This is a genomic window from Morganella morganii H1r (assembly GCF_000633515.1).
Lineage (GTDB): Bacteria > Pseudomonadota > Gammaproteobacteria > Enterobacterales > Enterobacteriaceae > Morganella > Morganella morganii_B.
In genome coordinates this window covers 17,513-39,591 of the sequence record NZ_AYMP01000071.1, presented here as the reverse complement: position 1 = coordinate 39,591, position 22,079 = coordinate 17,513, and the positions used below count along the sequence as shown (strand labels likewise).

At 47.0% G+C, this 22,079-nt stretch carries 16 protein-coding genes and 1 pseudogene; 9 read left to right on the top strand and 8 right to left on the bottom strand.

Going from position 1 to position 22,079, the window contains the following annotated elements; genetic code table 11:
• The 7 genes and pseudogenes from U868_RS0122365 to U868_RS0122330 all read left to right on the top strand — a co-directional run.
• A pseudogene (locus tag U868_RS0122365) lies at positions 1–198 on the top strand (multidrug ABC transporter permease); the annotation flags it as partial.
• 273 nt (positions 199–471) lie between these two features.
• Positions 472–933, top strand: a complete 462-nt coding sequence (locus U868_RS0122360; RefSeq protein ID WP_162817288.1) for a hypothetical protein — start codon at positions 472–474, stop codon at positions 931–933.
• Positions 934–1,420: 487 nt separating this feature from the next.
• On the top strand, positions 1,421–2,989 hold the full coding sequence (locus U868_RS0122350) for a TolC family protein (protein WP_162817287.1): 1,569 nt from the start codon (positions 1,421–1,423) through the stop codon (positions 2,987–2,989).
• Positions 2,986–5,136, top strand: a complete 2,151-nt coding sequence (locus U868_RS0122345; RefSeq protein WP_025155228.1) for a type I secretion system permease/ATPase — start codon at positions 2,986–2,988, stop codon at positions 5,134–5,136. The genes U868_RS0122350 and U868_RS0122345 overlap by 4 nt, the downstream gene beginning before the upstream one ends.
• Before the next feature lie 49 nt (positions 5,137–5,185).
• Complete coding sequence (locus U868_RS0122340) at positions 5,186–6,361, top strand: HlyD family type I secretion periplasmic adaptor subunit (RefSeq protein WP_430623543.1); 1,176 nt, start codon at positions 5,186–5,188, stop codon at positions 6,359–6,361.
• Positions 6,362–6,662: 301 nt separating this feature from the next.
• A complete protein-coding gene (gene adhP, locus U868_RS0122335; protein WP_025155226.1) occupies positions 6,663–7,679 on the top strand; it encodes an alcohol dehydrogenase AdhP in 1,017 nt (338 codons plus the stop codon).
• Positions 7,680–7,854: 175 nt separating this feature from the next.
• On the top strand, positions 7,855–8,502 hold the full coding sequence (locus tag U868_RS0122330; protein ID WP_029991542.1) for a glycosyltransferase family 25 protein: 648 nt from the start codon (positions 7,855–7,857) through the stop codon (positions 8,500–8,502).
• A gap of 50 nt (positions 8,503–8,552) precedes the next feature.
• On the opposite strand, the gene U868_RS0122325 is transcribed toward U868_RS0122330, so the two are convergent.
• From U868_RS0122325 to tssF, 8 genes are read right to left on the bottom strand one after another with little or no spacing between them, the layout of a single operon-like run.
• The gene (locus tag U868_RS0122325; protein WP_025155225.1) at positions 8,553–9,038 is read right to left on the bottom strand and encodes a DcrB-related protein; all 486 of its coding nucleotides are present in this window, start codon (positions 9,036–9,038) and stop codon (positions 8,553–8,555) included.
• 25 nt (positions 9,039–9,063) lie between these two features.
• Positions 9,064–10,701, bottom strand: coding sequence for an OmpA family protein (locus U868_RS0122320; RefSeq protein ID WP_025155224.1), 1,638 nt, complete (start codon positions 10,699–10,701; stop codon positions 9,064–9,066).
• Positions 10,698–11,333 (bottom strand): hypothetical protein, encoded by a 636-nt coding sequence (locus U868_RS24255; RefSeq protein ID WP_025155223.1) that lies wholly within the window; start codon positions 11,331–11,333, stop codon positions 10,698–10,700. Before U868_RS24255 ends, U868_RS0122320 begins: the two co-directional genes overlap by 4 nt.
• Positions 11,327–12,673: a GlcNAc-transferase family protein gene (locus U868_RS0122310; RefSeq protein WP_025155222.1), complete on the bottom strand. Its 1,347-nt coding sequence runs from the start codon at positions 12,671–12,673 to the stop codon at positions 11,327–11,329. Before U868_RS0122310 ends, U868_RS24255 begins: the two co-directional genes overlap by 7 nt.
• 12 nt (positions 12,674–12,685) lie before the next feature.
• On the bottom strand, positions 12,686–13,690 hold the full coding sequence (locus U868_RS0122305; RefSeq protein ID WP_025155221.1) for a fimbrial protein: 1,005 nt from the start codon (positions 13,688–13,690) through the stop codon (positions 12,686–12,688).
• Complete coding sequence (locus U868_RS0122300) at positions 13,687–14,814, bottom strand: ImpA family type VI secretion system protein (RefSeq protein WP_162817286.1); 1,128 nt, start codon at positions 14,812–14,814, stop codon at positions 13,687–13,689. The genes U868_RS0122305 and U868_RS0122300 overlap by 4 nt, the downstream gene beginning before the upstream one ends.
• Before the next feature lie 35 nt (positions 14,815–14,849).
• Complete coding sequence (gene tssG / locus U868_RS0122295) at positions 14,850–15,866, bottom strand: type VI secretion system baseplate subunit TssG (RefSeq protein ID WP_025155219.1); 1,017 nt, start codon at positions 15,864–15,866, stop codon at positions 14,850–14,852.
• Entirely contained in the window at positions 15,866–17,743 is a 1,878-nt protein-coding gene (gene tssF / locus U868_RS0122290) for a type VI secretion system baseplate subunit TssF (RefSeq protein WP_025155218.1), read from the bottom strand. Before tssF ends, tssG begins: the two co-directional genes overlap by 1 nt.
• Before the next feature lie 902 nt (positions 17,744–18,645).
• On the opposite strand from tssF, the gene tssH reads away from it, so the two are divergent.
• Both tssH and U868_RS0122280 read left to right on the top strand, forming a co-directional pair.
• A complete protein-coding gene (tssH, locus tag U868_RS0122285; protein ID WP_029991539.1) occupies positions 18,646–21,420 on the top strand; it encodes a type VI secretion system ATPase TssH in 2,775 nt (924 codons plus the stop codon).
• Positions 21,421–21,437: 17 nt separating this feature from the next.
• The gene (locus U868_RS0122280; RefSeq protein WP_051583104.1) at positions 21,438–22,034 is read left to right on the top strand and encodes a fimbrial protein; all 597 of its coding nucleotides are present in this window, start codon (positions 21,438–21,440) and stop codon (positions 22,032–22,034) included.
• The last annotated feature ends 45 nt before the right edge of the window (positions 22,035–22,079 follow it).

Genomic DNA, 22,079 nt, shown 5'->3' with positions numbered 1-22,079 from the left:
ATCGCCCGCGCCCTGTACCGTAAGCCACGCATCCTGTTTATGGACGAGGCCACCAGCGCGCTGGATAAAGAGAGTGAATCTTACGTCAATCAGGCGATCCGTCAGTTGCCGATCACGCGGATTATCATTGCTCACCGCGAGTCGACGATTGAGTCAGCGGACAGGATTATTTTTCTCGGCGGGCAACACAATGAATAAAATCATGTGAATATAACTGAAAATCATTATATCCGGATATGTATTTTATATTACTGTTAATATTACAACTATTACGGTATTTTCTGAATTTTAGGCCGATTAGCCGAAATTTGTTGTATTTATCCTGTCCGGTTATGGTAAGGATAGGCACCGTTTCACGGACGAAATAAAACAGGGATGTGAATACTTATGAATAAAACAAACAGTATAATACGGGACGGCGTGCTTTTATTATCATTGTCAGCCGTCAGCTTTTTTTCATCAGCAGAAAAAATGCTTAAATCCGTACCGGAGCCTGTCAATACGACGGTGTCATCACTGCCTGGTGTAAGTGGTGATATTCTCAGTACAGCAGAGACCGAATGGGTTGATTCCGGTATCCGCGATCAGAAAAATGAATTCAGTCTTTTTTTCACCCGGGAAAATCCGAAAATGGACAGCACACTGAATATCACCTTTTCATTTATGATTCAGACTACGGGTGATAAGAAAATTGAGATGTTGGATAACGGAAAACCTAACGGTATGTTTTTCAACCGTGTGGTGGATACCTGGTCACTCGACTGTCTGAACTTCTCCGGTCACCAGCTTTCCAAAGTCTATCTGATGAATGACCGCATTATATACAGCCGGAGACTGGATATCCGTAATATGAATATCAGTGAGCTTGAAAAGCTGTCTGTGTTCCCGAATACAGACGTTTATAACGCTGCAAAACATTACTGCGGGCGGTAATACGTTTATTGTGACATGATGATCCGCTCAGACTGATCATTATATGGTGGATAATAAAATATAAATATTATTCATCGTATAATGATGTTTTCGTTGTGATAATCTGTTTGTATTATTGTTATTTAAAATAATATATTATGATTTTCATTTACGGGTGCTGATGTACTAAAGGTAATAAAATTATTGCCATATATTTCTTTGTCTGCCGATTGTTATTCAGATTATTTGGCCTGACGTTAACATTTAATGTTATGACTATCACCGAAAAATCCCTTCGACTTTTTGATAAGCTAGCGCTGTTCAGCAGTTATCCCGGAACAGATTCTTTTTTCTCTGCTTATTCCGCTCAATGCTACAGATGCGCTGAGCTTCCGGGCCATTCATCAGTCTGACGGCTGTTTTTATCATGCAGCCCGGATGGTGGTAATTATCATAATTCCGGCCGGAAATACCCTGCACCGGTATCAGTCAGCATAAGGTCTGAGCAGTGAAAGTAAATTGGTTTATACGCAATCTTTCTGTGGCCGCCATCATGACCGGTATTTATATACATCAGGTTCCTGCGGCGGTTTCCCTGGGTGCATTTGGTTATAAAGCGGCAATGGAAGCTGAACAGGAACCCGAACTGACCGGGGACAGCGGAGAGGACGTCAGACCGGCGGCCGGAAAAGGGGTTGTACCCGCACCCTCTGTGGCACCGCTGGTGCCGCTGACCGGCGACCCGGTAGCTTCTGAAACAGAAATCATCCGCCAGCGTTCTATTCAGAATAACCTGCCGAAGTCACAACCGGCTGCAACCGGCGCGGTAACAGCTGCGGCGGCAGGGCAAAATAATCCTCCCGGCGGCCTGACATTACAGGATGCGGTGATCAAATCCCTGGACTGGGATGCCGGGCTTTCCGGGCTGGTAAACCAGTACCGCGCTCAGCTGGAAGCCGTGTATCAGAAAGAAACCGAATATTACCCGCAACCGGGACTCGGTGTTTCCCGCACTCTGAATAACAGTGATAAAGGCTATGTCACCACCGCCAGTGTCAGCCAGCTGCTCTATTCATTCGGCCGGGTGTCATCACAGATAGATTCCCTTACGGCCCGCAGTGATCAGTCACTGCTGCGTGTTTTTGTTAATGCCGATGAAGTGGCGGAAAAAACCGCGATGTTGTATCTCGATATCAAACGTTACCAGGACTATATCGTGCTGGCGGAAGAGCAGCTGGTGTCGGTGCAGCATATTACCGATCTGGCCCGTGAGCGGACTGCCGCCGGTGCGGCTTCCCGTGCCGATCTGGTGCAGGCGGAAGCCCGCCTTGATACTGCGCGGCTGCAGCTCAATACCCTGAAGCTCGAGCACGAAAACCAGATCCTGAATCTGAACCGGATGACCGGGATCTCGGTCGGTCAGCTCTCCCCGCAGCCGATAGATGCCGCACTGTACAGCCGGCAGTGCTATTCACAGGATATTGATTTTAATACTGTTCCGGTTGTGCTGGTGGCAAGGGCCGGGTTAACGATAGCGCAAAGTGACCGCGAGGCAGCCAAACGTGAGTCGATGCCGAGTATTGCATTACAGGGATCTTATCAGCAGCGGTTTGATGCAAAAGATACCGACCGTTACGGCCGGGAAGATCACAGCGTTGAACTGACGGTGAATGTGCCGCTGTCGAATTTTTACACCAGCGGATCCAAACAACGTATGGCCGGTTATCAGGAAAATGCGGCCAATGCGGACATTCAGCACACGCAAAACGTGGTTGAGAATAACCGGCGTAACCAGCAAATCCGCCTGAATGAACTGGAACAGCGCATGAAGCTGCTCGATTCCCGTAACCTCTCCCTGAAAGACGTGACCCGTCTTTATCAGGAGCAGTATGTGGCACTCGGTCAGCGCAGTATTATTGACCTGCTGAATGCGGATCAGGAATGGCATCAGTCCCGGCGCGATTATGCGGCGGCAAAATATGACTATCTGGCAACCAGTATCAGTTGCTCTTCTCAGTTAGGCCGTTTCCGCGAAAGTTTACAGTTATCCAATGAATCTCTTCGGAGTCTCCGGTGATCTCAGAACAAAAAAACGAACACAGTGAAAGCTGGCTGCAGGCGTTACTGCTTGCTGCCCGCCATTATCGTCTGCCGGTCTCGGAAGAGAATGTCAGAGTTAATTTTATCTACAGCAGCGGAACAGAAAACCGGGCTGAACTTCAGCGCCTGGCCCGCAATACCGGACTGACCCTGACGTGGGTGCCGCTGACGCGGGAGATGCTGAATCCCTGGTATTTGCCGTTTATTGCGGCTCTCCCTGACGGAAAAGCCATGTATGCGGAAAGCATCTCTGCGGACGGCCGCGTGCAGGTGATCCTGCCGGGGGACGGGCAGCATAAAAATCACGTGACGATGGATGACCTGCTGAAGCTGACTCAGGGCGGTGACGTTATCCTGACGCGGCCGGAACGCAACGTGCCGGATGCACGGGTGGATGACTACATCAAACCGTTTAAAAAGAGCTGGTTTTGGGACATCGTTCTGCGCGACCGCAAATATTTCACTTCGGTGCTGATCGCGGCACTGCTGGCTAATGTGCTGGCACTGAGTTCGATTCTGTTTTCAATGCAGGTTTATGATCGCGTTATTCCGGGAAAATCCATTCCGACCCTGCTGGTGCTGTTTGTTGGTGTGCTGATCGCGATGGGATTTGAGTTCACCATGCGGATTATGCGGGTACGGCTGATTGACCTTATCGGTAAGCGGGCGGATCTGAAAATCACCGATACTGTTTTCGGCCATGCCCTGCGTATCCGGATGAAAGAGCGGATGCGCTCAACCGGTACCTTTGTGTCTCAGTTACGTGAGCTGGAAAACGTCCGGGAAACCATCACATCAACCACGGTCACTGCCGCATCTGATCTGCCGTTCTTCTTTCTGTTCCTTGTGATCTTATGGCTGATTGCCGGGCCGCTGGCACTGGTGCCGCTGGTGGCGCTGTTTGTCATGATCCTGCCGGGCCTGCTGTTACAACCGAAACTGGGCGTTCTTGCCAATGAAGCAATGCGTGAAAGCACACTGCGTAATGCGTCATTAATTGAGGCCGTTCAGTGTGCGGAAGATATTAAATTCCACCGCGCAGAGCCGCGTTTTCAGCAGGAATGGAACTATCTGAACGAGAAAGTGGGGGATACCAGCCTCAAAGTGAAATTTATCACGCAGGGGCTGATGACCTGGAGCCAGACTATCCAGACCCTGGTGTTTGCGGTCACCGTACTGTGCGGGGCTTTTCTGGTGATGGACGGAGCGATTACCACCGGTGCGCTGCTGGGGGCATCGATTCTGAGTTCGCGGATGATGGCACCGATGGCGCAGATCTCCGGTCTTCTGGCGCGCTGGCAGTCCACGAAAGTCTCACTGAAAAGCCTTAATGAACTGATGGAAAAACCGGTGGATGCGCAGTACGGCACCCGGCTTGTTCACAAGCCGTCACTGACCGGCCATTACGAATTTGAAAATGTGGCGATCACCTATGATTTGCAGGCCAGCCCGGTACTGACTATCGGCTCGCTGACTATCCGTCCCGGCGAAAAAATCGCGATTCTCGGCCGTAATGGATCCGGAAAATCCACGCTGCTTTATGCACTGAGCGGATTACTGGATCCGGTGGCCGGACAGATACGGCTGGACGGCATCAATCTGGCAGCGATAGATCCTTATGATGTCCGCCGGGATATCGGCTATCTCGGGGCAAACTCCCGCCTGCTGCACGGCACATTGCGTGACAACATGACACTGGGGGCACCGAAAGCGGACGATGCGCAGATTATCCGGGCATTGCAGATAGCCGGGGTGGCGGATCTGGTCAGCAGCAGCCCGCAGGGACTGAGCCGGGTGCTGTGGGAAGGCGGGATCGGGTTATCCGGCGGCCAGCGCCAGGCGGTATTGCTGGCCCGGACTATCCTGACCGATCCGAATATCGTGCTGCTGGATGAACCGACATCCGCACTGGATGAAATCGCAGAGCAGAAACTGATCGCCGGGCTGAAAACCTGGTCTCAGGATAAGACGCTGATAGTCACTACTCACCGCACCAGCGTTCTGCAGCTGGCCGACCGGATTATCGTGATGAACAACGGACGGATCGCGCTGGACGGTGCCCGTGATGAGGTGCTTAAAAATCTGATGTCCGGCTCAGATGCACCGGCAAAGGCGGAGAACTGAGATGAAAAAAGTAAATCCTCAGGCCATAAAGCAGGAGCCGGAAACCAATCTGCGGGGTGTGCCGTTTTTCTACGGCGGCCGGCACGAACCAAGTCTGCCGCGTCTGGCACGGCTGACTGCGGTGATCCTCGGTTTCTTTATCATTCTGCTTATCTGGGCGGCACTGTCTGATGTCGATGAAATCACCAAAGGGCAGGGCAACATTATTCCGTCATCCCGTGAACAGGTGGTCCAGTCACTTGAGGGCGGGATCCTCGCCTCACTGGAAGTACGTGAAGGGGCCATTGTTGAGAAAGGCCAGGCAATAGCGTATCTGGATGAAACCCGGTTCGAATCCTCACTGGATGAAAGCCGCAGCCGCTATAAGGCAAACCTTATCAAAGCAGCACGTCTGAAGGCGGAAGTCTCTTCCGGGGCGTTTGTCATTCCGGATGATGTGAAGCAGGATACCGAACTGGTGAATGCCGAACAGCGTCTGTACAAATCCCGCAAAGAACGCCTGGAGCAGTCTGTCAAAGGGGTTACGGATTCCCTCGGGCTTTACCGCCGTGAAGAAATGATATTGCAGCGCCTTGTAAAATCCGGTGCATCAAGTGAGGTGGAATTAATCCGCCTGAAACGGACGATTTCCGAACTGGAAAGTAAAAAGCAGGAACTGCGTAATGAATATGTGGTGAATGCCCGCGAACAACTGGCGGAAGTCAATAAAGAGCTGGAAGAGCTGGAATCTGTTATACGGGCGCGGGATGATGCTTTGCAGCGCGCCAAAGTTGTGTCACCGGTACGCGGGATTGTGAAAAATATCGAAGTGAATACCATCGGCGGGGTTATCGCGCCGGGCGGGAAAATCATGGATATTATTCCGCTGGATGATCAGCTGATTGTCGAGGCAAAAATATCCCCGCAGGATATTGCGCATATCCGCCTGAATGATCCGGCACTGGTCAAAATCACGGCCTATGATTATGCGATTTACGGCGGGCTGGACGGGGAAGTGATCCTGATTTCCCCGGATACGCTGCAGGATGAAATTCAGCGTGACCATGTCTATTACCGTGTGCTGATCCGCACCAGTCGTGATGTGCTGATTAATAAAGCCGGTAAAGAGTTTCAGATCTTCCCGGGGATGGTTGCGGAAGTGGATATTAAAACCGGCAGCAAATCGATTCTCCGTTATCTGGTCAAACCGCTGAACCGGGCCGGCGAAGCCCTGCGTGAACGCTGATCCTGTCAGGCAGCCCCGTATATTTACACGGTGATACCATAACAGACAGGAAGTCTTACCCCGGCCTGATGTTGAATACGGTATTTTTGTGCCGGAGGGGCAGCTGACATACCGTGGTGAAATCTATACCGCCAATGGCTGATACACTGTGAATGCAATATTTCTTATTAATGATAGCTGAAATCATTGGCATTCAGAGTGCAGTATTATTTCGCATTTCACGCTAGAATAAACCCGTTAATGGTCGTTATGTTGCTGAACTGAACATAACTTTTCTGTTGCTCTATCACTGAGGTGAACTATGAAAGCAGCTGTTGTCGCAAAAAATAAGACCGTAGAAATCAAAGAGAAAACATTACGCCCGCTGAAATATGGAGAAGCCCTGCTGAAAATGGAATGCTGTGGTGTGTGCCACACTGACCTGCATGTGAAAAATGCCGATTTCGGCGATGTATCCGGTGTGATCCTCGGGCATGAAGGTATTGGTGTGGTGACTGAAATCGCAGAAGGCGTTACCTCACTGAAAGTCGGTGATCGTGCCAGTGTGGCATGGTTTTTCCATGGCTGTGGTCATTGTGAATACTGTAACAGCGGCAAAGAAACGTTCTGCCGTGAAGTTAAAAATGCCGGTTATACCGTGGACGGCGGTATGGCGGAAGAATGCATTGTCACCGCAGATTATGCGGTAAAAGTACCGGATGGTCTGGATTCAGCCGCAGCGAGCAGTATTACCTGCGCCGGTGTTACCACCTATAAAGCGATTAAAGTGTCCGGCATCAAACCGGGCCAGTGGCTGGCGATTTACGGCCTCGGCGGATTAGGCAACCTGGCGCTGCAATATGCCAAAAACGTCTTTAATGCCAAAGTGATCGCTATTGACGTTAATGATAAACAACTGACACTGGCAAAAGAGATGGGGGCTGATCTGACCCTGAATCCGAAAACGGATAATGTCGATGAGATCATTCAGAAAGACCTCGGCGGCGCGCATGCGGCAGTCGTCACCGCAGTAGCCAAATCCGCCTTTAACTCAGCAGTCGGCAGCGTCCGGGCGGCGGGGCGTGTTGTGGCGGTCGGTCTGCCGGTTGAAACCATGGATCTGAGTATTCCGCGTCTGGTACTGGACGGCATCGAGGTTGTGGGGTCGCTGGTGGGGACCCGTGAAGATCTGAAAGAAGCATTCCGCTTCGGTGCGGAAGGCAAAGTGGTACCGAAAGTGGCGATGCGTCCGCTTGAAGATATCAATGCCATCTTTGAAGAGATGGAGCAGGGCAAATTTACCGGCCGTATGGTAATTGATTTTAAACATAAAAAATAATATTCATGTCCGTTATCTGCACTATGGTTCAGCCGCCTTTACAGGGCGGCTTTTTTCATGAAATAACAGATTTATCCTCTAAAATCAGGCCGCCAGATACAGGATAATAGATATTATATAAGTGATAATATGATAGTAAATGGATTATTAACTTCGATAATGTCAGGATAAATAAATGGCTAAAATTTACTGGAATTTTGTTGATAAAATTGTCTATATTAATCTCAAAGAAAGAACAGACCGCCGGGAAAGTATTGAGTTTCAGTTAAGTAGTCTGGGTGTGCCACCTGAAAAAATCATACGTTTTGATGCAGTCAAAAATGATAATGGTACATTGGGATGTACACTTTCTCATATTGGTGTCATGACAATGGCGGAGGAAAATAAATGGAACAATGTTCTTGTTCTGGAAGATGATATGATTTTTAATGATGATAATGAATCCCGGGAAAGGATAAATTATTTTTTCAGCAGTCTGATGAGCACATCCTGGGATGCAGGCTTATTATCAGGAAGTTACTTCAAAATCAGTCAGGAACATAATTGTTTTTATCGCCTTTATTTTTCATATTTAGCGAATAGTTATATCGTCAATCAGCACTATTACAGTACGCTGCGAAGTAGTTTCCTGAGGTCAGAAGAAAAACTGAGAAGTGGTGTACCCAGAAATCAGTGTTGCCTGGATTTTTTCTGGAATACCCTGATGGAAAAAGACAATTGGTATGCTATTTATCCATGTGCAGGTTATCAGTCAGTGTGTATGAGTGATATCGAACATACAGTAACAGACAGAAGACATAATTTTACCCGAAAACTGGATTAATTAATGACAGATGTAAAATACCCCCCTATTTCAAAAATAGGGGAGATATATCAGCCTAATAATCCAAAGGTCGAATTTGGTGTGAAGCTGTTTAACACACGAACATAATGCTTCCGCTGATATTCCGTAAATTCACCGGTACGGCTCAGGGTAAAGATAATTAAACGATTCTTATTCGGATTAGTATCTTTATGATAAGGCAGCTTAATCAGTGACTGTACTTGTTGCAGACGTTCTCCTTCTTTCAGATAACTATTGGCAATCTGCACCACCTTCATTTTCATCGGCCCCAGTTCATGGGTGATCATTTTTCCCTCTTCCTGAAAGCCGGGTAAATCACGGGTAAAATTAGTGATTTCATTTTCACAAAATTCCTCAACTGTTTCATCCTGATCCAGAAATGCCCTGTGAACAATAATATTATATTCATTCAGCATAGGATCACGATAAATCAGAATATTAATTGTATTATCAAGATCAGGCGTTGATGTAATGAAGCTGCCTTCAGGAATAATGTACTCGTTATTTTTACTCATAAATAATAATCCTCAAAATATATAACTACTGATTTTCCTGATAAATTTTGATTTCAACACGGCGGTTTTGTTCTCTGCCATCCTGAGAATCATTATCTGCAATCGGATTTTGGGCACCTAAGCCTCTGGTAACAAAGTGGGTATCCGGAAATCCGGTGGATTTCTGTAACCAGTGCCTTACCTGCTCGGCACGGTTCAGTGATAAGTTAATATTGGTTTTATCACTGCCGGTATTGTCGGTATAACCTTCAATTAAAATTTTCATATCCGGATTTTGTTTAATAAATGTTAATACCGGCATCAGATATTCTGTATTTTCTTCCTTTAACTGCGAACTGCCTATATCAAAAACAATATTTTTATCATGTGCCACATAGAGAGGGCTACGGGAAAACTCTGTAATTGATTTATCCAGTTTACTGATAAACATATCGGATGGTGTCAGTTCGATGATAAAGAAATAGGGCTTATCATGATGTGAAATAGCATCAGATAAATTTTTCATCTGCTGAATAATAGTAAAACGTTGCTGTAATGCATTGGGTGCGGTTGCATCAAATTCAGCGACCAGATTATTAACGATGGAATTACGCTGAATATTAAAGTCCAGTGACCAGAGCAGGCTGCCCGCTATTGCGCCGGCAAGCAGTACCGGAATGAACAGGAATGAATAGCGCAGCTTCTGATAAGGAACCGGTGTCATTTCAACCGATTGTTTTCTGATCTGCGGTGGTGGTTCACCGGTATTAACCGGTAATGGCGGAAGCGTAAGATATGACGATATCCGCGGCAGCAACGTAAATTTTTTCTGGATCCAGCGGGACCAGGCACCGTGGCGGGTCGGGCCGTTTCCGTAATCAGAAAACATCAGATTGGTAAAACTGAGCACGCTCTCCGAAAACAGGGATTCTATTTCTGTCATCAGACCGGCTTCGTCCAGCCAGTTCAGTGTGGACAGTGCCAGTGCATTACGGTGTTGTGAGGCAATTGCGTGAGGTTGCAGGTAAACCGTATTCAGTTCTTTGCGCAGCGCCGTTATTTCATCACGGAACGGCCGGGATGTTGTATCATAAAGATTAAATTGCCCGATCCAGATTGCTTTATCCGGATCATGCGCAAACCGCTGGCTGCTCATACGTGAATAAATAATTAAGGTGCAGGGAATTTGCTGCTCAAACTGACTGCGGGAAAACGAATTTTTCCAGCCCTGCAATTTATTCAGCAAAAGGATATCGGAATCATTACCATCCGGTAATACCGGGAAAATAGCGCTAATCTGGTAATGGCGGTGTTTCTGACTGATTGCTGCAATCTGCTTGTGAATATCATCCGGCTTATTTATCAGCATCCAGATAATTCTGTTATCAAACCGGAGAGTATCATCCTCATCCTGCCGGCTGAACCAGGTCCTGGCATAAGGCCCGAGAATAAAGACGATCTCAGGTGCTGTCAGGGTATCTGTTTCATCATCATGAACAATCACCTCTGAATGTTCATTGATACGGACAGCAAAAAGAACTGCAATAATAAACAGTGCAAGACACAGCCCGCTCAGCCAGATAAACAGATGGGCTTTATCATAAACAGCGAGTCCTGCCTGCGTGAGAACAAGAAGACTGAATAAAATAATCAGCCATTTTTTTACAGTGGCAAAATTTTTCATTTAATCAGGGTATCCAGTGTGTCACGAATATAGAGCCAGACAAAAATCAGAATCGATATCAGGCAGAGGATCTCAGCGGCAAAAATAAGCGGCATATTCACTGTCCGGTAACTCACCGGTGCCGGATATTCTGCGGGTTTGAGTATTTCCGGTGCCGGTGGTGTCACGGGATCAGCCACAGGCGGCAGCGGCAGCCGTTTTTCAAACAGCGGAATTATCGGTTTCAGTGCGGTTTTATATTTCGGCAATCCGGATAACCGCAAAGCCATCTGATAGGCCGGTAAAAATACGGCGTTACGTTTTTCAGCTGAAAAAAGTGTCAGTTGTTCTGCGACATCAAAAGGTTCGCGGTCAAACCCGTAGAAATAATTTTCCAGTAAATAAGGTGCCCAGGAAAGCTGCTGGCTGTCTGTGTATTTCAGGATGATTTTATCCAGATAAATACAGAGCAGCCGGCAGAAATTTTCAGAGTGCTCAAAATAAGGATCCTCCAGTTCCAGACAATCACGGAACTGCTGAACAGACGTCGATAAGTTCAGTTGCAACTCTGATAAAGAAGGAATAATTGCCTCCAAATCAATAAGTGCATCAATACACATTATCTTATTAAAGACATCCTGACTGTTTACCATACCTTCTCCACTGTTTCTCCCCAGCCACAGTCCGTAAAGAAGGGAGCCAGCCGGAGTTTTTTAGGAATAAGATGAGATTTATCTTTCAGCTTTATTTCAAACTGATAAATGTTTTTATTATTAACGGATTCCTGTTCCGCAAATTCTGCGGTTGTCAGACGTTGCATGGCAATAAGTTGGTTATCTTCGCTGAATACACCCAATGACCAGTAATCAATACTATCGTCATTAGCCGTTAATTCGGATTTATTGATGTCAACCGTCTTGTAATAATCACTGTATAACTGAGATATCCATACATCCCGTGATGCCGGCATATGCTCAAAATAGGTAGGCTTGGTATTACTCAGCAGTGCTTTGTCCACCAGTTGTTCACTAAAAAATATCCCGGTCAGATATTCATACTCTTCCAGTGTCCGTTCTGTACCTAAGCAATATATTCCCAGGTTAATATCATCAGACTCCTGAATACCTAATAGCTGACGAACCCGGCCTTTTGATATTTTATCCCGTTCAACCCAGCTTTTTTCAACGACTTTTTTTTCTTTTTTCTCCGTTGTATGATCTCCCCAGATTCTGTCACAACCAGTACGGGTGTAAAAATGATACAGAAATATCTTATTGGGATAGATGACATCATAACCGTGGGTAAATGCTCTTGCAGACATCGATATCTCTTCCCCCAGAAAAAAGATCTGTGGGTCATTGGGAACATCAAGTACAAACTGACCTGCGGAAAAAATAAAACCACCGGCTAAAAAACATCCCCGGGTATGTTGTTCCGGATCAAGAAGAGAAACCGGGATAAATGAAGGGATATCAATGTCATTAAAATGATTAAATACCATTCTGGCAACGGCCTGATGGAGTTCTTCTTCTTTGTCTTCTGTTGCCGGGGTATAGCCCGGCGGATAGCCGGAAATAATCGGTTTTCTGAAATCGTTTTTCAGGGACAGATAGTATTCAATGAGTTCACTATCCCAATCCGGAATAAAACGGCAGTGAGAGTCTATCTGAAGAAAATAATCTTCATCAGTATAGTATTGTTCACAGCAATGTCTGGCCCAGCACGCACCTTTCGCCTGATAATATTGCACAAAATGAATATTTAGCGTTGCTCCCAGGTAGCTAAGGCGTATAACATCCGGGTTGTTTTCAGAATATTCCTTTTCTGTTGCACCCATATCAGTAAAAACAGAAAAGTCAGGTTTTTCATCCTGCCAGCACACAGAAATAAATAATTTTTCCGGGCTGGCAGAATGTTCAACCATATTCTTTAATGTCGGAATTAATTCTGAATCCCGGTAACTGGCTATACTGATAAAGATCGTATTTTTCATCATGCGTTTCTGTTATTTAACATCCAGGGTAATGATAGCGGATGCTCTGAATTCCCCCGGTGCCGGATACGGTGTCCCATCCTGCTTTTTGAGTTCTGCCTGCCATCCGAAATTGGCTTTCTGTCCGCTTTTTAAACCAGTTTGACTTATTTTCGTTGAGTTATCGACCCTTACAGGACTGCCCTTGTCATCTGTTATTGCTATGAACAAAGATTCTTCATTATTTTTACTGTCCCGGACTTTAATATAACTTCCGCCATTTATTGTACTATCAGCCTTTATTGAAGCGATGACACCATAAGAGCCATAATCTGTTTTGCATTCTATACCAAACTGCAATGGCTTTTTCACTCCCTGCCGGACTTCGGCAGCAACGACAGTACCAAAATCGACAGGTGACGGAGAATCGACTTTACATACGGGGGTACTGACAATCTGAACAGGATTCATGTAGTAAGTTGAAACAGCATTATTCTCAATGTTATTACTGCCAACTTCTCCGGCACTGAATAATAAGGCCTGCAGGGGATAGCTTGTATTAAGGTCGACGTTCCCTAATTTATAGAATGAGGCAATAAAGATCCCCTGCGGTGCTATGAAACGACTACCACCTCCCTCCTGTTCATCTGCAGTGTATTTTATATTGTATCTTGGTAACGCACCGGTAGGGCCGCCGGACGGTGCGGATGTCGTAAATTTTACGCCGATACCGTCGATTTTTGTTTTGTACATACCATCATAGTTAGGGTCGATATCAGGTACGATAATCGGACGATTCCCGATAAGAGTGGTAGAGTCACAGAAGTAGTGAACCGGCTGACTCAGCGCTGTAGATCTTATTTGCGCGATAGGTGTAGTCGAGCTAATCGGGGCATCAGCCCGTAATTCAATTACTGTAGCCGGCGTCTCCAATTTTTCGGTCTGATAGTTAGGTGGTTCTACAGCTGTACATACCGCAGCCAGCGCATTACCTGATATTCCCAGTGCGGTCAGCGCCGCCAGTAATTTTATTTTCATGACATATCCTTATTGATATCCAAAACAGCGAGCATGTCAGCGGGGAATAATTTACTGAGCTGAAGGAAATTTTTTCCTGCCGCTTCTTCGGCGTATCTCAGCAGCAAAATAATCGGGTTACCGGGTTCGGTTTGCTGAAACCATGCCCGCACTTCACGGATCCTTTCGAGGGCATCCTGCCGGGTGTTAATTACTTTGTCACGATAGACAACACGTTCGGTTGTCACAGTTGTGGTATCGCCATCAACCACGGTTTCTGTGGTGCTGCTGACAGAATCCACAGCCAGACCACGGGCTTCATCCCCCGGCTCATCACCGGCAAAGACTAATTCAGAGGTTAAATCGGCATCACCGTCAGGGGAGACACCAGCAGCCGGTTTTTTACCGTTAGCGGTCAGGTCTTTATTGAATAAAGAAAGTACCTGAGTCAGTGCCGGAAGTGCCGGTGTTTCATTTTCCAGTGTTTCACGGGTCAGCTTTTTGATAGCGTCCAGAATCAGAGCGGCATTATTCAGAGAAGCCAGGGTTTTATCATTATTCAGACGCCATTCATTCAGAATACCGGTGACACTCTCTTCCGCGAGGGCATTTTCTTCCTTCGGAATGGCAAATGCGCGTTCAACGTCTTTGACGGTCAGTTGCAGCCCGTTAATTTTCGGCAGCGTCATCTGACGTAAATCGAGCATAAAGCCATCCGTATCTTCCAGTTCGGAAATGGCATTTGCACGCATAAACGGTTCAAACTCACCTTCATCATAAAGCTGAGGATGAATTTCATTCGGAAAGTCTTTCAGCAACTGATACAGCGCAATTAACCCTTCTTCCAGAGCAAACAGGCCAATCTGGCGGCTGCGGGCACGGATTAACAGAACGATCAGGCGGATATGCTTGCTTTTTTTCAGTAATTCAAGACAGTCACCTTCAATTTCACGCCAGTTAACCGGTTCTGTTGTTTCGACAAAGTCACCGTATTCAGCCCCCATTTTGGGTGCCATTTTGGACTGTAATGTGATGTATAAAGGATCATATTCAATACTTTCGCCGCAGACGAATTTTCCTTCCAGCGGTGTAAGGATCTCTTTGTAAAAGTCAGACTGAAAAGTAGATTGCAGTTCTTCGCTCACGGTCATTATTCCATTATCTGTTTAAGCATGTCGGTTCAGTTCAGGTGAGTTTCAGGATCGAAACTCATGCCCGATATCGGTTCGTCCTGTTTTTCCCGCGGCAGCCAGGCGGCATAACCCAGCTGATGACTGCCGTCGAGGTTGGCTTCAGGAACAGCATCCGGGGCCAGCACCAGCTGTACATCCCAGGCGTATTCAAAGCCAACAAAACTGCGGACCCACTCTTTAAGAATCGGCAGATCCTCTCCCCACAAACTGAAGCGCATATATTGTTCCAGTGTTAACGGCCCCAGAATCAGACTGAACTTATGCTGTCTGTCCTGGACGGTATTGCCGAGAATGGCACCTTCCGATAACAGTAATGAGGAATTCAGATCCCCCATCCGGGTCTGATCGGCGGTTTCGAGAAAAATCCACTGTTTGGTGAATTCCCGCAGTTCTACCCGGATACCAAAGTAATACTCCAGGGCGCCGGCCAGACCTTCCGGATTACGCGCTTCACGAATCAGATGAGACGAAGAAGAGAGGCGGGCGTGTGTCGGCAGTACGGAGTTGCTGATTTCATCCGGCACCAGGCCGATGAGTGCGCCGATATAAAAAGAAAACCGCTCGTCATCTTTGCGATCGAGCGTGGCCACATCCTGCGATACAAACCAGTTCCGGTAAAACAGTGACAGCGCGCGGTGGTGAAATATATTCACAAAATCGCGCAGCAGGGTGTCCTGATGTTCCAGCCGGATAAAGGCCTGCTCGGTAAAGTTGACCGGCATTGCACCCTGCGGCCCCCAAATCCCCAGACTGTAGAGATCGATGTGGCACAAATTACCGTCGTGAGAGATATCCGCTATTTCACGCGGTGCAAAAACCATATTCGGTGTCTGTCCCAGCCGGTAAGGTTCCTGCTGGGGACGTGATGCCGTCCCGATAGGCGGCATATCGGGATATTTAGCCGCGACTGCCCGCATCAGGCTGATAAAGCCACTTTTCCATGGCTCGTTTTCGTCATACCAGTGCGACAAGTCGCTTAACATGTTGTGATGCTGATGGTTCATTATAAAATCCCGCGTTTGCCCGGTCGTGGTGTCCATTTGGCAACCAGTCCGCGCTGCATTGAGTGCAGTTCCGTCTCGGTAAAGACGTTAACTGCCGCGTGGCGGGATAAATAGTTTTCCATTACTAACCCGAATAAATAAGGACTTAACCCGGAAAAGCCGATTTCATCCACGGTCAGAACACACTGAACGCCACGGCCGTAGACCAGCAATTCATTGCCCGGTAACCGGCGGATAACCGGTTTGGTTTTACTGCCGACCAGGCTGTCAATTTGTGTCATAGATTCCTGGTCAGCCGGGCTGACAAACAAACGCAGCAGGTTACGCAGTGACTCTCCACCCCGGTTATGATCCATATCGTGCAGTGGCAGATAGTTAAAACTGAGCTGACGGATAAGCCGCCAGGCGGACTCACCGCGGGCAAACGGCGGATGAGGAGGGCTTGGCTGTGACAGGAAATTGGCGCCATACACAGGGACAGAATCTGACAGTGTCAAATCATAGTCATTGCTCCGGTCAATAAGACGCGGAAGGTCACGGTTTGTGACCAGCGCTTCGACCGAAAGGTACCGGATATCGTCATCAAACGGTGCTTCCTGCTGATCGACCAGGGAAATAAAGACTTCAGTGCCGATATACGGCGTCAGTGTTTCATATTTACGGCGCGCGCTGCCGCTGGCGCGGGTTTCCCGGCGCAACGAGAAGTAACGTCCGAAATTACCGGAGTCGCTGTGACGGGTCTGATAAATCGGATTAAAAACGACTTCACTGCTGTTTTCTGCCTGTTGTCCCATCACCCTGTTGACAGAAAAGACTTCATAGTCCAGAGGCCGGCTGCGGTCCGGTACCACATGGAAATCATTCAGCGCACGGTTAATTTCGATTTTATCGATTCGTTTCGGGAACAGGTTAATGACCGGCGTGCAAAACAGCAGAAAACGGTCTTTATCAATGTGACTGATAAGATCCTGAGGAAAACGATCCAGCAGAATGATAATTTCCGCTTCGTTGGTGTCATTTTTGCGCAATGCCTCACGCAGATGATTGAGCGTGAAGAAATAAAAGCGCTGGCGGCAGGCAAAATATTCCTGAACCAGATTATGACCGTGGAACATATTCCACTGAACCGGCAATAATGCCTGATCCGGCTGTAAACCTTCGAAAGAAACACCACCCTTAACAATCGTGGTATCTTTTTTCTCGCTGCCGCCGGTGCGGACAATCATGGCGACGTAATGTGCGTGGATCAGTTCAAAAATATGAGAAACAACGCGCTCATCACCATCAATATAAAATGGCAGTTTGTCGAGGTTTTCCAGCTGAGAGAACAGGTTGTCGCCGTCCAGCTTCAGTTTAATCCGCAGTGCGCCTTTCAGGCGTGAATACGATATCCGGTATTTTTCCAGGCTGGAAATATCCGGCGGGATTGACGTCAGCCGGACATCTTCAATCTCAATCGGCCATAATGTCAGATCCTGGCTGCTGCGGAATTCGCAGCGTGACTGTTCACCCGGTAATAACCTGGTAAACATCTGGCTGTTTTTCGGAACGTGATAGCCGTTTGACAAATCACCTTCCTTGGTATTGGGATGCAGCTGTATCACACCCATTGACGGAGTCTGAGCATTATAATTGGGATAAATGACATCCAGAAAGCGCTGGGTGAATTTCGGAAATTCTGCATCCAGTTTTACCTGGGAACGTGCGGAGATAAAGCAGAAGGCTTCAATCAGCCGCTCAACATAAGGATCAGCAACTTCAATACCATTCATGCCCAGACGACCGGCAATTTTCGGATGTTTCTCCGCAAATTCACCGGACATTTCTTTCATAAACGTAAGTTCCCGATTGTAAAAATCAAGAAATTTCTGATCCACGGATATACCTCTGAAAAGAAATGAGTTGTGAAGGCAATAATCAGCCTTACAAAATTATCAAGATAAAATATAAAAAGACACTGAGTAAACGTCGCTTAAAAATAAAGGCCATACGTTCATACCGATATCGGATAAGTCTGTATTACCGTGTTATTACCCTATTGTAAGTGAATTATGTGACAAAAAGATAAATAAATTACATGATGAACATGACATGATTAATTTATGAATATTTAATATTCACCTGTTTTTCTTAATGTATTAATTAATGTTATATTGGTACCGTCGTCATTGGTGTATATACTTAGTTCCTTATCTTGCTTCTGTCTATCTGTTTTATTTCATTGTGTATCAGTCTAATATTATAATGTTTTCATGTAATAACGAAGGTTTTCTTTGTTTTTTTATTATTTTATGTTCATTGTTGGTTTTTGTTCTATATTTCCTAGTTCATTGATTTTGCTTGGTATGTCATGTGTTTATGTGATTGTTTACATAGGCATTTCGAGACATTTATTTTGATTGTGATAATAAGAATTTTCTAAATTATCATATTTGCTTTTACCATTTTGTTGTGTTTTTTTTCTTTCCATAATAGTCTTGGTGAAAAGACACGAAGTAAACCTCAGGATAGTGTGTAGTGCATATAAGGATTAATGCAGAGTATCAGAACGTAGCCTTAAGAACAAACTTAAGGTTAATTCTCATTGTCAGGTAATATTCATTTTTTTATTATAAATAAGTATTTCTGAAAACACATTTATGTTTATGTATTCCGGATATGTGTTCAGCTAGTTATTTATACGCATGCGTGGTGATGCGTAATACATATTGTGTTTATAAACCGTGCACCTGTTTAGGGTGAATTGTTAGTATAAACAACACTTGATTAGGTAATAATTGTGGCTTTCAGCAGACAGAGTTTATTCGGCAAACTCGATACAACCTTATTCCGAAGTATCGAGAGTGCAACGACACTATGTAAATTAAAAGGCAACCCATACGTTGAACTTGTTCATTGGATGGTTCAGCTGTGGCAACAGGAACAAAGTGACCTGCGGCAAATTGCCCGTCACTTTCAACTCGATATCCAGTTAATGGAAAAAGGAATGGATCAGGCACTTCTGCGGTTACCGTCAGGCGCCAGTTCTATTTCTGATTTCTCTTATCATATTGAAATGGCGATTGAGCGCGCGTGGGTATGTGCGAGTCTGGAATATTCAGAAAGCGCTATCCGCAGTGGCCATTTATTACTGGCCTGCCTGACAACAACTGAGTTGCGCAGGGCGTTATCAGCTATTTCCCCGGTGTTTGACAAGATCCCGCTGGATATCCTGGCGTCGGATCTGACATTCATTACCAAAGATTCACCGGAAGCAGAGCAGAATGCTACTGATAACAGCGATCTCGGCGGCAAAAACAGCATGCCGGGTGAAGCGAGCAATGCCATGGGCGGCGAACAGGGTAAAGCAACACTGGCGCAATACACCACAGATCTGACCGCGCTGGCCCGTGAAGGAAAAATTGATCCGGTAATTGGCCGTGAGCAGGAAATCAATACCATGATTGATATTCTGCTGCGCCGCCGTCAGAACAACCCGTTACTGACCGGTGAAGCCGGTGTGGGGAAAACCGCGCTGGTGGAAGGGATGGCCCTGGCTATTGCCTCCGGTAATGTACCGCCGCCGCTGGCGAAAGTCCGCCTGCTGAATCTGGATGTTGTTGCACTCTCTGCGGGTGCCAGCATGAAAGGCGAATTTGAATCCCGCCTGAAATCTGTTCTGGAAGAAGCGGTTGCTTCTCCGAACCCGGTTGTCCTGTTTGTGGATGAAGTCCATACCCTGGTCGGTGCGGGCGGCAACAGCGGAACCGGTGATGCGGCAAACTTATTAAAACCGGCTCTGGCACGCGGCAAACTGAGAACCATCGGTGCCACAACCTGGAGTGAGTTTAAACGTCATATTGAGAAGGATCCGGCGCTGACCCGTCGTTTCCAGGTGTTACAGGTCGAAGAGCCTTCGGAAGAGAAAAGCGTGGCCATGTTACGCGGCCTGGTACCGATGCTGGAGAAACATCACAGTGTCTGGATCATGGAAGAAGCGCTTCAGTCTGCCGTGCGTTTATCTCACCGTTATATTCCTGCACGTCAGCTGCCGGATAAAGCGATCAGCCTGCTGGATACGGCCTGTGCCCGTGTTGCGGTTGCCCAGAATATCCCGCCGAAGGATTTGCAGGAACTGCAGTATAAGACACAGACGGCATCGTCCGAACTGTCACTGGCAGAAAAAGCACTCAATTTCGGCCGTGAAGACAGCAGTACGCTGAATGCATTGCAGGATGATATTAAGGCTCAGGCCGCACTGGCAGAAGAAATGGAAGCCCGCTGGCTGAAAGAAAAATCTACCGTAGCTGCAATTGTGGAAATTCGTGGCCGGATTCAGGCATTGATCAACGGTGAAAAACCGGCGGATACCTCTGTGCCGGCAGCAGAAGAGTCACACACTGCAGCAGCTGAAAGCAGCGATACCGCGGTAGCTGAAGTGATCACCGAAACTGCAGTACTCAGTGAGAAAGAACAACTGGCTGAGTTACAAAAACAGCTGGCTGAACGGGAAAAAGAGCTTGAAACCATCCGTATGAATCTGCGTGAGGATGCGGTTATTCAGGCTGAAGTCAACGCAGCGGTTGTGGCATCTATTGTCGCGGACTGGACCGGGATCCCGGTAGGCCGGATGATGAAAGATGAACTGAACGCTGTTCTGGAATTGCCGAATCATTTGGCAGAGCGTGTTATCGGTCAGCAGCATGCGCTGGATATTATCAGTGAATCGATCCAGACCTCACGCGCCGGACTGGCAGATCCGCGTAAACCTATCGGCGTCTTTATGCTGGTCGGGCCGTCCGGTGTCGGTAAAACCGAAACTGCGCTGGCCATTGCCGAGCAGCTGTATGGCGGTGAGCAAAACGTTATCACCATCAACATGAGTGAATATCAGGAAGCTCACACGGTATCGTCTCTGAAGGGTTCTCCTCCGGGCTATGTCGGTTATGGTGAGGGTGGTGTCCTGACGGAAGCTGTCCGCAGAAAACCGTACAGCGTTGTATTGCTGGATGAAGTGGAAAAAGCGCACCCGGATGTTCACGAACTGTTCTTCCAGGTCTTTGATAAAGGCCGGATGGAGGATGGTGAAGGGCGTGTGATTGACTTCAAAAACACCATCATTTTACTGACCAGTAATGCCGGCAGTGACCTGATTTCAAGTCTGAGTGCAGACCCGGATACGACTCCGGATCTGGACGGTATGCGTACCGCACTGCAGCCGGAACTGCTGAAAGTGTTCCCGGCAGCGTTCCTCGGACGTCTGAGTGTCGTGCCGTACTATCCGTTACAGGATGAATCGCTGGGCCGGATTGTCCGTATCCATCTGGATCGTGTCGGTCAGCGTCTGTCTGCACAGCACAATGCTGCATTTGAATATGGCGATGATGTGGTGAACTCAATTATCAGCCAGTGTTCTGTAGCTGAAACCGGTGCACGAATTCTTATTCGTTTCATCGAACAAAATATTTTACCAAAAATCGGTTTACATATTTTAAACCGGAACACGGAATCTGCAATTCAGAAGGTCATCCTGAGTTGCGATAATCAAAATGGATTTACCGTCACCTCTGAATAAGACACGGTAACCGTTTAATGGAAGGCAGTGAAGTATATAAATCATATATTAAGGATATAGATATGAACAAAATGAAGTTAGCATTATTAGTTGCTGGTTCTTTAGTTGCCGGTGCAAGCACCTCCGCTTTTGCAGAAGGTCAGGGAACAGTAACATTCACAGGTAAACTGATTACAGAAACCTGTGAAATTGTAGGTGATAAGGATCAGACGGTTGCCCTGGATGCTGTTTCTATCAAAACACTGGATGCCAGCGGTAAAGAAGGTGGTTTTAAAGCCTTCAATATCACTGTTAAGTGCCCGGCTCAGGCTAACCCGGCAGAATTCAACGAAGTCGGTATCCACTTTGAACCTGTCGGCAGCACAACGCCTTGGGATCCTGCAACAGGTAACCTGAAAAACAATACACAGGGCGGCGCTGAAAATGTGCAGGTTAAAATCTACAATACCAACGATGGTGTTCAGAGTCACGCCAAGATTGGTGACGTAAGTAAATGGCTGCCGGGTTCTACGGGCGAACATACATTTAATTATGCAGGTGGTTACTACGCCAGCGGTGCAACCACTGCAGGGGATGTATCTGCTAAAGTTATGTACACTCTGGTTTATAAGTAATAGATGTATAAACAGAGCCATTACTGGCTCTGTTTTTTTAATTAT

What these genes read in the sequence shown, in the direction of transcription:
- U868_RS0122330 (WP_029991542.1), top strand. Translation starts at nt 7,855, where the DNA reads ATGGCTAAAATTTACTGGAATTTTGTTGATAAAATTGTCTATATTAAT.
- tssG (WP_025155219.1), bottom strand. Translation starts at nt 15,866, where the DNA reads ATGAACCATCAGCATCACAACATGTTAAGCGACTTGTCGCACTGGTAT.
- U868_RS0122325 (WP_025155225.1), bottom strand. Translation starts at nt 9,038, where the DNA reads ATGAGTAAAAATAACGAGTACATTATTCCTGAAGGCAGCTTCATTACA.
- U868_RS0122305 (WP_025155221.1), bottom strand. Translation starts at nt 13,690, where the DNA reads ATGAAAATAAAATTACTGGCGGCGCTGACCGCACTGGGAATATCAGGT.
- U868_RS24255 (WP_025155223.1), bottom strand. Translation starts at nt 11,333, where the DNA reads ATGGTAAACAGTCAGGATGTCTTTAATAAGATAATGTGTATTGATGCA.
- adhP (WP_025155226.1), top strand. Translation starts at nt 6,663, where the DNA reads ATGAAAGCAGCTGTTGTCGCAAAAAATAAGACCGTAGAAATCAAAGAG.
- U868_RS0122360 (WP_162817288.1), top strand. Translation starts at nt 472, where the DNA reads ATGCTTAAATCCGTACCGGAGCCTGTCAATACGACGGTGTCATCACTG.
- U868_RS0122310 (WP_025155222.1), bottom strand. Translation starts at nt 12,673, where the DNA reads ATGAAAAATACGATCTTTATCAGTATAGCCAGTTACCGGGATTCAGAA.
- U868_RS0122280 (WP_051583104.1), top strand. Translation starts at nt 21,438, where the DNA reads ATGGAAGGCAGTGAAGTATATAAATCATATATTAAGGATATAGATATG.
- U868_RS0122320 (WP_025155224.1), bottom strand. Translation starts at nt 10,701, where the DNA reads ATGAAAAATTTTGCCACTGTAAAAAAATGGCTGATTATTTTATTCAGT.